We start from the raw sequence: 12,183 nt of genomic DNA, 5'->3' as shown, positions 1-12,183 counted from the left end.
TTAATGATGAACAGCAATCGTTGCTAATGAAAAAATACATCCTTGTCGCTTGTTTTTTTACGGTGCTTTTTCAAAGTGTCTCCGCAATCGATCTCTCCAAATATCGATTTCATGTAATGCCAGAAACTTCTTACTACGGTGGGATACAGAGCATCGCAAAAGATAGTTTGGGAAGGATGTGGTACACAGGCCCTGATGCGCTTTTTATGTACGATGGCAATAGTTTTTACCAGTTAAACGATATTGTTTTTGCCATTCAGCCCAAAGTAAAGTGGGGATATGGTTCGGTAGTTAGAGATAAAAAAGGGAGTCTTTTTGTAAGTACCGGAAATGGTTTATTGAAATTCGATTATCAAAAATTCGCATTCAATTTAGTAGTTAGTGGCCGAATACGGTCAGTTTGTTTACACGATGATGGTAAGCTGTATATTTTATCGGGCGATACACTGAAACGCTATGATGATAAAACGAAGAAAACAGATTTTTTTCCTCTTCCTAAAAATCAGTCATCTAATAACCTGATAAGCGTAAAAGGAAATATATTTCTTACCCAGGATGCAGTATTGCAAAAGGTAGATATGGACAGAAAAAGATTGGTGCCATTTGCCAATTTTGGGGCGGTTACCAATGCCGTTAATGATGGTTTATCCTATCGCGGTTTGTATTATTTCCTTACGCAGAGAGGAGGAATTTACGTTACTGATGAAGCCGGAAATCTGAAGCAAAAAATTCCGGTGGTGGTGGCGGGCAGTCAATCTATGCTTTCCAAAAAATTATACATCGATCAAACAGGGATAATGTGGGTAGCTACGCAGGCGGGCTTGTTTTTTTACGATCCCGTAGCTGGAACAAGCAATTACCTGCGCATGAACCTTAACGATGCTTTTTCGCTGCCAACAAACTCTATCTGGACGATTTATGCAGATCCCGACCAGGGTGCGTGGATAGGGACTTATGGTGGAAAAATCGCCTATTGTTCGCTTTACGATTCGCGGGTACGTTACTTTAATCCCAGTCCCGGTGGGCTCAACCATCCCGTTGTAAGCAGCTTTCAGGAAGATCATTTGGGTAACATCTGGATTGGAACCGAAGGTGGTGGACTGAACTATTGGAACAGACAAACCGATGCTTTTAATCACTACCTCAAATCGCAGGGCAATTCGCCCAATTCTAATATGATCAAGCGTTTAAAGTTCGATCAAACGAATAAACAACTGGCTATTTCGGCATACAGCGGTGGCATCGGCTACCACGATATGAATAGCAAATCTTTCAGCAGCCTGGATTTCTTTTCTCCGGAAAGTAAACAGCCGTTAACAGTTTACGATTTTGTTCGTGATCATGAAGGAACCTGGTGGATGAGTGATCCGGACCGGTCTTTTTTTTACAGAAAAAAGCAAAATGGCCCCGTTGAGTTAGTGAGGGTAACGGGTGCCGATGGAAAGGTATTGACTTCAGAAGTAGAAGCAGTATTTATTAACAAGCAAAACCAACTTTGTTTAGTTACGCATCAGGGCTTTTTTATTGTCGATCCAAACAACCTCAAAGTAATAAAACATTACCTGATCAAAGATCCGTCTTATGCAGCAAATTACTTGTGTAGCTTTGTTGAGGCATCGAATGGTGATTTTTGGTTTGGAACACTGGGCAGGGGTGTAAATGTCCTCAAAAAGGATGGAACCTACCTAAATTATGGTCCGGCTAATGGTTTGACTGCCAAAATGGTTTTCGCGATTTTGGAAGACGAAGCTTCGAAGAATATGTGGTTAAGCACCAATGATGGTTTGTACTTATACGACAGTAAAACCAGGGTGTTTGATAAAGCCAGGTTTTACCAGGAAAACAGCTGCGGATCTTTCTACATCCGCTCTGCCTATAAAACAAGCAAAGGCGAAATGTTGTTCGGTGGAACCAATGGTTTCATGCTGTTTGATCCTGCTTTTCTAAACAAAAACCCACAAAAGCCGAAAGTGTTCTTTACCGGGTTTTTAGTGAATAACAATCTGGTAACGGCACACTCAGAAAATTCTCCTTTAGAAAAAGATATTGCCAGTCTTTCTAATCAAAAAGAAGATAGAATACAACTTTCGAGCAGCCAATCGAATGTAGAAATCAGGTTTTCGGCCGACAGTTATTTATCTGCAGATAAAAACCAGTTTGCCTACCGCATGATAGGTTTAGGAGAGAAGTGGCAAACCAGCCATGCCAATCAAAAATCGGTACAGTTCCTCAATCTGCCTGGCGGAGATTATACTTTCGAAATTAAGGCTTCTAACAATGACGGACTTTGGGGCGATGAAATTTCGAGGTTGTATATTCATGTAGATCCCCCGTTTTTTCTTTCATGGTGGGCCTATTGCTTTTACTTTATTGTAGTGGCTTCTTTGCTCTTTTTCATTACCAGATATTACACCAATAAGAAGGTTTTCCAGGAAAGGTTAGCTTTAGAAGCTTTGAAAGAGCAAAATATGCAGGAATTAAGCCAGGCTCGTACAGATTTTTTTACCAATATTTCGCATGATTTAAAAACGCCCCTCACCCTGGTAATTCAGCCACTGAAGCAGTTAAAGGAAACGTTAGCTACCAACGACAGTGCGGTGGGTTATATGGGTTTGATTGAGAAAAATGTATCCAGAATACAAAGAATGATCAGCCAGTTGTTGCGTTTCCGCGAAATTGAAAGTCAAAAAATTACGCTTAATCCGCAAATCGGCGATTTCATCACCTTCGTTAAAGATCTTTTTGGATTATTTGAGCTCTACGCTAACAAGAAAGAAATTGAAACCAATATTGCTGGCCATAAAGATAACCTGATGGTTGCTTTTGATTACGATGTGATTGAGAAAATCTTGACCAACCTATTCTCCAATGCGTTAAAATATACACCAAACAAGGGTTATGTCGGTGTTCGGATCTATAGCTCAACCGATGAGGAAAAAGAACGTTTAGCGCTAAAATTAGATGAACAGGAAATTGAATATATTTCAATCGAAGTCTTAAATAGTGGTGATGGATTTTCCGAAGAACAGATTGCAACACTTTTCACTTCGTTTAATCGCTTATCATCGCACCGGCCAACTTTTGAAGAAAGTTCCGGATTGGGTTTAGCGATTGTAAAAAAATTGGTTGATGTGTTGAACGGAAAAATCTGGATGGTAAATAAAACAGATAAAATTTCTTTCACGATTATGCTGCCGCTCAAAAAACAGGCTGGTACGGGAGATATGCAATCTACGGTTTATGATTACACCATTTCGGAGATCGACGATATTGTTATGCAAGATACTGAAGAACCACAAAATGGTGCCACAGGCTTAAGAAAGGCAGATAATATTTTGCTGATTGAGGATGATCCGCAATTGCGGGCCTATTTGGAACAACGCCTGGCTGAAAAGTACCATGTGTATACGGCCAGCGATGGCGCAGAGGGAATGACCAAGGCAGAAAAAATCTATCCTCAACTGATTATTACGGATTTGATTATGCCGAAAAAAAATGGTTTGGATGTTTGCCGCAGTTTAAGGCAGAATTTTAAAACCAGTCACATTCCAATTATTATGATTTCGGGCAATGGCGATGATAATCAGAATAAAATAAAGGCATTGGAATACGGTGCGAGTGTGTTTATTGATAAACCCTTCGATGTTGATTATCTGTTGCAGCAAACAGAAACCATTCTTAAAAATCAACAGGAACTGAAAGAAAAATACAGTAAACGTATTCAGGTAGATCCTTCAAATGTGACGGTAACCTCAATGGATGAGGAGTTACTGAGGAAAGCGATGAAGGTGATTGAAGAGAATATTGCCAACGCTAATTATTCTGTCGAAGGTTTCGTATCGGATATGAATGTGGGCAGGACAATCCTATACCAGAAAATTAATGACATTGTAGGCATGTCTATCAAGGAGTTTATTCTTAACATCCGTCTGAAAAGAAGTGCCTATCTGCTGGAAAAGTCAGATTTAACGGTGGCAGAAGTAGCCTATGAAACGGGTTTCAATAATGCAAAATACTTTAGTGTTTGTTTTAAGAAGCAGTTCGATTTAAGTCCTTCAGAGTTTAAAAAGAAAACAGCCGGGAGTTTGAAGAAATAGTATTTCCCGGCGATGTGGCATTGTCAAATTGTTTGGTCGTTCCTACGCCGTCATCCTCGCGTATGCGGGGATTGTAAAGCGTATATATCTCTTTAAAGGATTGGCTTATTCCTTGCATTAAGATCCCGGAATAAATCTGGGATGACGTTCTTGTTGCAGGGGAGGTGAAACTTCCAGAGGTACCAAAACCTCAAAAATTCCTTGTTAAAGTACAAAAGCGAACCATTTCTGTACAAAAGTAAACCTTCCTGATTGAGTGTTTTTTTAGTTTTGAGCATACCAAATATTCAAACCTAAAATCAATGAACACAAAAGTAACACACATCTCATTGCTATTGCTAATAGCTTTAATTAGTGTTGGTCAGGTCAGGGCGCAGTCGCTTAAAAATGTAATCGATAAAGCTTTTAGAAATGCGGAGCAACAAAGCCTGTTGATGGCCAGAAAGTATGAAAACCAGCCGGGCAGGTTGCCTAAATCTTTTGAAGGAGGTAAAGATACTTCATCAGACTCCCGATGGTGGTGCAGTGGGTTTTTCCCCGGTTCGCTCTGGTATTTGTACGAAAACAATAAAAATACCGAATTGCTTAAGTACGCTAAATTATTTACAGATAGGGTAGAACGGGAAAAATACACCACCGATAACCATGATGTTGGCTTTATGCTTTACTGTAGTTTCGGCAACGGTTTGCGCATAACCGGCGAAGAACATTACAAGGAAGTATTATTAACTGGTGCAAAATCCTTGGCTACCCGTTTTGATCCTAAAGTGGGATTAATCCGTTCGTGGGATCATAACACCGCAATTTGGCAGTATCCGGTAATTATTGATAACCTCATGAACCTGGAGCTGATGTTGTGGGCAGCTAAATATTCCGGGGACGATAGCTTTCGAAAAATCGCAGTTTCACATGCAGATAAAACGATGATTCATCATTTTCGTCCGGATCACAGCTCTTACCACGTAGTTTCTTACGATAAGAAAACGGGCCTGCCGCATAAAAAACAAACACACCAGGGTGCCGCAGATGATTCTGCCTGGAGCCGAGGACAATCATGGGGTTTGTACGGTTACACTTACTTATATCGCGAAACTAAGGATCAACGTTATCTGGAACAAGCTAAAAACATTGCCAATTTCTTAATCAATCATCCTCAGATGCCAAAGGATTTTATTCCTTACTGGGATTACAATGCACCGCAAATTCCAAATACCACCCGCGATGCTTCTGCGGCAACGGTGATGGCTTCGGCATTAATTGAACTGAGCGATTTTGTAGATGCGGATCTGAAGAAGAAATATATGAAAGTGGTAGATACCCAGATTAGAACCCTGGCATCTGATGAATACACCGCTAAGCCAGGCGAAAACGGCAATTTCATCTTGAAACACAGCACCGGAGCTTTTCCTTTCAAGGCCGAAGTTGATGCGCCATTAACCTATGCAGATTACTATTATCTGGAAGCATTAACAAGACTGAAAAAAAGGCTTTAAAATACAGTAAAAACAAGTAATCTTGCGTATTCAATTCAAAATCTCTATAAATTCATTGCAATGGCGATCTTCAGGAAAGCATTATTCACAGGCTGTATTTTATTATGCAGCATCAATTTTTTATCAGCCAAACAAAACCACAAAACGGAAGATATTGCTATCACTCCGAACCATTATAAAACGGGGACACAATCAGCACGCATACAAAAGGCCATAAACGAAGCGAAGAAAACCACAGGCAAAGTTGTAATCCCCAGGTATGATGTGGTTACAAAAACGGATGTCTGGTTGATAGATGAGGCTATTTTATTGCCGTCTGATTTCGAATTGGAACTTAACAACTGTAAAATCAAACTCTCAGATCGATGCAGAGATAACTTTATCCGTTCTGCAAATTCGGGTTTGGGAATAACGGCTGTAGCATCTTTAAATAACATAAGGGTAATAGGCGTAGGGAATGTATTGCTCGAAGGTGCAGATCATCCACGTTCTACGGGAGATCACAACAAAACATTATCGCTCAATCCAAATGGTTTCAGCGAATCTTTTGGTACCGATGCCGACAAACCCAACGAAAACCAGAAAGGCGGCTGGAGGAACCATGCCATTATATTTGCACACGTAGATGGATTTGAAATTAGCGGCATCACGTTAAAAGATTATCACGGGCATGGTTTGGTTTTAGAACGCAGTACCAATGGTGTTGTGAAAAATATCACTTTTGATGTTAGGCAGGCCGTAAATATAAACGGAACGGCGCAGCAAATCCTTAATCAGGATGGGATGGGAGTGCGTTTTGGTTGTAAGAACATCATCATCTCTAATATCAGAGGAAAAAGTGGCGACGATTTTATCAATATAGGCTTAACAGACACCGGTGTGCCGGCAGGCAACGAAAATGTAAATGTGGTAAGTGGCTCCGTCTACACCGGAGATAAAGATAATATTGCTAACATCTACCTTCAAAACTGGCAGGATTTCTACTCGCTATCCCATCGTGCTATTCGTATTATGCCTGTAGGTAAACTAAGAATCAGCAATGTCTTCATCGAAAATATGATCATCAGTCCGTTATCCAAAAAAGGATTGGAAGTTGAATTTGCAGAGAACATCAAAGGTTTATTCGTGAGAAATCTGGTGAGTAATTTTCAAATACAAGCCAAAGGAATTTCAGATGCTGGTTTTAGAGATATCTTTTATACCGGTGAGGGTGCTCCGATAAATGTTACGCCAAGCGAAAGTGTAGCGATCGATAATGTGAAAAATATCAGGAAATAAAAGCTTTCAAAAAAAGGGCTTTTTTGAAATGTAAAGATCAAAAAGTGCTTTTAATTGCTGTTCTGTACAAAAGCAAACCATTTTCGTACAAAAGTGAACCCTAGAAGGTGCTGATCTGCTATAGATTTGTAATAACGAAATCAATAAACCCTAACCAAATATGAAAACTAATTACCTACCACAGTCGGCATTTGCCGATGCACCGCTAAACACAGCAAAAATAAAGAAAAGCTACGCTCCATTTTTTAATCACCCTGCAGTCTTTTGCCTGATTGCGGGCGGAAGAAAATAAGCCGGATTCGATTATTAAAATGCTGTTAACAATTTAGGGGACGCCTTATTTTTTAACCAGCACTTTAATATTAATCAGATAACAAAATGAGTATTTAAACATCTTCACAGGTGATTCATTTTAAGATAAATTGCTAACCATATATAAAACTAGATGATAAAAAAGCTACATACCAAATCTGCGGGTTGGTTATTAGTTGTTATTTTATCCTGGGGCAGTATAAATTCACTTTATGCCAAGCCAATCGAAATAACGCTCAATAACAACGCTAAGCCAGAAACCAAACGATTTAAGGAAATTGTTGGTACAGTAAAAGACGAGAAAAATCTTCCGATACCCGGAGCAAGTGTTAAAATTAAGGGTACAACTATTGGCGTTCAAACCGATGTGGATGGAAAATTTAAAATTAACGCTAACCAGGGTCAAATCCTTGTGTTTTCCTTCATCGGCTCTGAAAGTAAGGAAGTAGTAGTGGGCAGTTCCACCGCTATCAATGTAATTTTGCCTGCTACCAGTAGTGCCTTAAGTGAAGTAGTGGTTAACGGCTATTCAACACAAAGAAGATCTGCTGTAACGGCGGCAATTAGCACGGTATCGGGTCAGGATTTACTTAAATCTCCCGTAACAAACGTTAATAATGCATTGGCTGGTCGCGTACCGGGATTAGTCGTTCAGCAAACCTCTGGTCGTCCGGGAATTAACTCTGCAGCGCTATACATTCGCGGGCAGGTTTCGCCAACAGCAACAGCTTTGATCATTGTTGATGGGGTGGAAAGAACTTCGTTTAGTGATATCGATGCCAATGAAATTGAAAGTATTAACGTATTAAAAGATGCCTCTTCTACAGCATTATATGGTTTGAAAGGTGCCAATGGTGTGTTTGTTGTCACCACCAAGCGGGGCATTGAAGGACCTGCCAGAGTTACACTTTCCAGTAACCTGGGGTTTGTTAGTCCAACATCTCGTCCGGAAATTTTAGATGCCTATGAAAGTGCATTATTGCTAACCGAGGGACAAATTAATGTAGGCGATCCGAGAACATTTACAGATGACGATTTAGCCATATTTAAATCAGGTACCGGAAACCCTTTGCTATATCCTAACGTGATGTGGTACAATGAACTGGTAAAGAAAAACTGGATGCAAAACCAACAGAATGTTACAGTTTCTGGTGGTAGCGAAAAAGTAAAATACTTTACATCTTTCAGTCATTTGAATGAGGAAGGTAACTTCAAAGAATTTAAAACACCACTGGATTATTCGACCTCGCCAAGTTACAGCCGTTACAATTTTAGGGCTCGTGTAAGTATCGATCTGACTAAAACGACCAACTTTGAAGTGAATTTGGCTGGTAGAAACGAACATCGCTACAGTCCGGCCGGGATGAGTGAGTACAATGATCCGGCAGGGGTGGTAAGCAATGGTATTGAGGGCCTGGTGGGCAGGGCTTTAAAAATGCCAACCTGGGCAGCGCCTTTCTTTAAGGAATATATTAATTCTGATGATCCAAAAATTATCGCATTGGATGGTAATTACAATCACCTGGTAAATTATGGTTTGGGTGGCGTTAACTCCGTCAATCCTTACGCATTACTTACCTATGGTGGTTATGCTTTCACTGATAATAACGTTGCAGAATCAATTTTTACACTCAGGCAGAATCTTGATTTTGTAACCAAAGGTTTAAGCTTTAAAGCGCAATTTGGTTACGATGCCACGCAACTTTCCGGAAAGCTGCAAAGAGGAAGCACCGGATATTTGGAGTTGAACCGTACAACGTTAGCGCTTACACCGGTAGGAGGAACTTACAACGACTTTTTTGGTGCACCGGCCTACTCAAGAAGTGGATTTACCAAAACCAATTTACAGTTGTTTTTAACCTATGGCAGAACATTTGGCAAGCATAATTTAAGTGCAAATTTAATCGGCCAGCGAGAATTGCAGGGCTCTGCAGCAGCGGCAGCGCCTTATGCTAATCAAGGTGTAATATCAGAGGCCACCTATAATTACGCAAATAAATACTTTGTAACGGCAAGTGCCACATATAATGGCTCTGAAAACTATGCCAAAGGTTATCGGTACGGTTTGTTTCCTGCGGCAACGGTAGGCTACAATTTAGCAAATGAGGAGTTCATGAAAAAGCTATCCTGGATGAGCATGTTCAAAATTCGCGGATCAATCGGACGGGTGGGGATACCCAGTCCGGGCACCAGTCGTTTTTACTACCAAAACCGGTTCGGAGCAGGTGGAAACGCTGTTTTTGGTAATCCTAACAGTAATTTTAGTGCACCTACCTATATCCAGTCGCAATACGGAAACCCTTTCATTACTTTTGAAATTTCTACCAAGCGGAATTTAGGTCTTGATTTAGCTTTTTTTAAAGATAAGCTGAATATTACTGCCGATTTGTTTGATGATAAACGTTCTGATATCCTATCTACGCGTTCTGCCACAAGCTTTGCCACTTATGGGGCAACAGTTCCAAGTACAAATTACGGTGTAAATTACAATCATGGTTATGAACTTTCGGTTACCTATAGAGATAAGGTGAAAGACTTTACTTACGCCATTACCGGAAACTTAAGTTTTGCCCGTAACGAGAGAAGAGTGTTGGACGAAGCACCTGGACTGGCTGAAAATTTAAGGGCTTCCGGAAAACCAATCGGAACTTTTTTTGGCTACCATGTGCTGGGCTTCTATGCTGATCAGAAAGACATTGATAGCAGCCCTAAAAATAAAATTACCGCTTACCCATCTATTCCCGGCGATTTTAAATATCAGGATATCAATGGCGACGGTATTATTAACAATCAGGATGTCATGGCAATTGGCCATCCAAACATTCCGGAGTATAACGCCAGTTTAAATCTGCAATTGGGATATAAAGGATTTCAGTTAGCGGTATTATTTAATGGCGTAACCAATGTAAGTTCAAATGTGGTTTTCCAGAGCGGAGGCACCAATCAGTTTTATGTACCGATGTTAGACCGGTGGAGCCCTACCAACACCGATGCCAGCTGGCCTGTCATTCGCCCGGGATTAAACGCAAATCCAAACGAAAGTTTGAATGATTTTACCCTTCAGGATGCCTCATACATTAAGCTTAGAAATGTGCAGCTCAGCTACACTTTACCCAGGCAATGGCTTTCCCGGTTAAAAGTGAATAGCTTAACCGTTTTTGTAAGCGGGCAAAATCTAAAAACCTGGACCAACTTTTACGGCATCGATCCGGAAAATAGTTTGTCAGGAAATGCCTATGCTTCATCAATTACAACTATTCCTACTACTAAAGTGGTTAACCTTGGTCTCAATTTATCATTTTAATTAACGAAATCATGAAAAAAATCATAAGTCTTTTGTTATTGATTACCATAACAGCCAGCTACTCCTGCAAAAAAGATTTCCTGCAAAGAGATGTAGGCATTCAAAGTGATTTGGAAGAGGTTTTTAAAGACCCGTTGCTGGCTTCCAGATTTGGAGATTTTACCTACACGCTCTCTATAACAGATTATGGCCGCTTAAGCGGATATAAAGGAATGACATCTCAGTTTACTGATGAATCTATTGCCAACAATGGCCAGATTGAGGTTGCAGCGATGAATACCGGCCAGTTTCTTGATCCAGGAGCATCTGATGTGACCGGTATTTATTCGCAAATGTACAGAGGTATCCGCAATGCAAATTTAATGCTTTCCAATATGGGCAAAACCCCATGGACTGAGTTGTATAATCCTAATTATATTAAAGGAGAGCAATTATATTTAAGAGCGTATTTTTATTTTGAGTTATTGAGACGTTTTGGTGGAGTAGTGCTGTTAACAGAAGCACAGGATTTTACAGAAGCATCGACCGACTTAAGCAGAGCCAGCTACGACGAAACACTTGCCTTGATACTAAAGGATATTGAAGAATCGATCAAACTTCTGCCGCTCACAAATTCCGATTGGCCTAATTCGGCGGCGCAATCTAATCGGGCTACCGGCGCAGCAGCAATGGCGTTAAAAGCAAGGGCTTTATTGTTTGATGCCAGTCCGCTTAATAATCCTGATGGCGATGTGAGTAAATGGAAAAAAGCCTCAGCTGCATCAAAAGCCATTATAGATTTAAATAAGTTTTCGCTGGAAGCTAATTATGCAAATGTGCTTACCGTAGCCAACTCCAGCGAATACATCAGAATTTGGCCAAGAGGCGGAAGAGGCTTCATTGGCACTTACCTGAGCGATTTTTTAATTCCTACCAGTTATGGCGGAGCACAATCTAACCTTTCGCCACTTCAAAACCATGTGGATTTATATGAAATGGCGAATGGAAAACCAATTACTGACCCTACATCTGGCTATAATCCACAAAACCCCTATGTAAACAGAGATCCCCGCTTTTATGTCAATATTTTATATAATAACGTAACCTGGCAGGGAAGACCAGTACAAACCTGGCAAACTGAACCAAATGCACAAGGCATTGTTACCTATGGCACTGATATCAGTTCTGCAACTTCTATTACTAAAACCAGCTATTATTTAAAGCGACTTTGGCCCGAAACTTCACGCTCTGGTTCAAACGCATCAGCTTTGTTAAATTATGTTTTTTATAGATATGCAGAGGTGCTGTTAAATTACGCCGAAGCTTTAAATGAAGAAAGTGGTCCGACAGGAGATGTTTATAATGCTGTAAATGCAATTCGTTTAAGAGCCAAAATGCCTGCTTTACCCGTTGGCTTAACACAAGCGCAGATGCGTGACCGGATCAGGAACGAAAGAGCTGTTGAATTTGCTTTTGAAGATATGAGATGGTGGGACATTCTGCGATGGAAAAAGGGCGCTGAAATTGTGGCTCAGCCCATGAAAGGTATGAAAGTGATTAAAAATGCAAATGGAACTTTTACCTACAGTGTAGTAGAGTTACCTGCTTTTAGTAAGGTATTTAATGATCAAATGTATCTGTATCCGATACCGCGTTCTGAAATGAATAAAACCAGTGGGGCTTTAAAGCAAAATCCAGGTTGGTAATGATCAGTTACATA

At 40.4% G+C, this 12,183-nt stretch carries 6 protein-coding genes; all 6 read left to right on the top strand.

The genetic code is table 11. From position 1 onward, the window contains the following. Nucleotides 1–26: 26 nt before the first annotated feature. The 6 genes from IZT61_RS02155 to IZT61_RS02135 all read left to right on the top strand — a co-directional run bounded on the left by IZT61_RS02155 (nucleotide 27) and on the right by IZT61_RS02135 (nucleotide 12,169). On the top strand, nucleotides 27–4,097 hold the full coding sequence (locus tag IZT61_RS02155; protein ID WP_230383816.1) for a hybrid sensor histidine kinase/response regulator transcription factor: 4,071 nt from the start codon (nucleotides 27–29) through the stop codon (nucleotides 4,095–4,097). A gap of 302 nt (nucleotides 4,098–4,399) precedes the next feature. Further along, the gene (locus tag IZT61_RS02150; protein WP_196099567.1) at nucleotides 4,400–5,590 is read left to right on the top strand and encodes a glycoside hydrolase family 88 protein; all 1,191 of its coding nucleotides are present in this window, start codon (nucleotides 4,400–4,402) and stop codon (nucleotides 5,588–5,590) included. Nucleotides 5,591–5,650: 60 nt separating this feature from the next. Further along, a complete protein-coding gene (locus tag IZT61_RS02145; protein ID WP_196099566.1) occupies nucleotides 5,651–6,868 on the top strand; it encodes a glycoside hydrolase family protein in 1,218 nt (405 codons plus the stop codon). A gap of 160 nt (nucleotides 6,869–7,028) precedes the next feature. Further along, nucleotides 7,029–7,160: a hypothetical protein gene (locus tag IZT61_RS22375; RefSeq protein ID WP_262895705.1), complete on the top strand. Its 132-nt coding sequence runs from the start codon at nucleotides 7,029–7,031 to the stop codon at nucleotides 7,158–7,160. A gap of 153 nt (nucleotides 7,161–7,313) precedes the next feature. Further along, nucleotides 7,314–10,484, top strand: a complete 3,171-nt coding sequence (locus tag IZT61_RS02140) for a SusC/RagA family TonB-linked outer membrane protein (protein ID WP_196099565.1) — start codon at nucleotides 7,314–7,316, stop codon at nucleotides 10,482–10,484. Nucleotides 10,485–10,495: 11 nt separating this feature from the next. Further along, entirely contained in the window at nucleotides 10,496–12,169 is a 1,674-nt protein-coding gene (locus IZT61_RS02135; RefSeq protein ID WP_196099564.1) for a RagB/SusD family nutrient uptake outer membrane protein, read from the top strand. Nucleotides 12,170–12,183 lie beyond the last annotated feature (14 nt).

The organism is Pedobacter endophyticus (assembly GCF_015679185.1).
Lineage (GTDB): Bacteria > Bacteroidota > Bacteroidia > Sphingobacteriales > Sphingobacteriaceae > Pedobacter > Pedobacter endophyticus.
The sequence above is the reverse complement of the archived record's forward strand: the minus strand, read 5'-3'. Positions and strand labels throughout refer to the sequence as shown.

Coding starts and splice junctions, on each gene's coding strand:
- IZT61_RS02155 (WP_230383816.1), top strand. CDS start 27: ATGAAAAAATACATCCTTGTCGCTTGTTTTTTTACGGTGCTTTTTCAA.
- IZT61_RS02150 (WP_196099567.1), top strand. CDS start 4,400: ATGAACACAAAAGTAACACACATCTCATTGCTATTGCTAATAGCTTTA.
- IZT61_RS02145 (WP_196099566.1), top strand. CDS start 5,651: ATGGCGATCTTCAGGAAAGCATTATTCACAGGCTGTATTTTATTATGC.
- IZT61_RS22375 (WP_262895705.1), top strand. CDS start 7,029: ATGAAAACTAATTACCTACCACAGTCGGCATTTGCCGATGCACCGCTA.
- IZT61_RS02140 (WP_196099565.1), top strand. CDS start 7,314: ATGATAAAAAAGCTACATACCAAATCTGCGGGTTGGTTATTAGTTGTT.
- IZT61_RS02135 (WP_196099564.1), top strand. CDS start 10,496: ATGAAAAAAATCATAAGTCTTTTGTTATTGATTACCATAACAGCCAGC.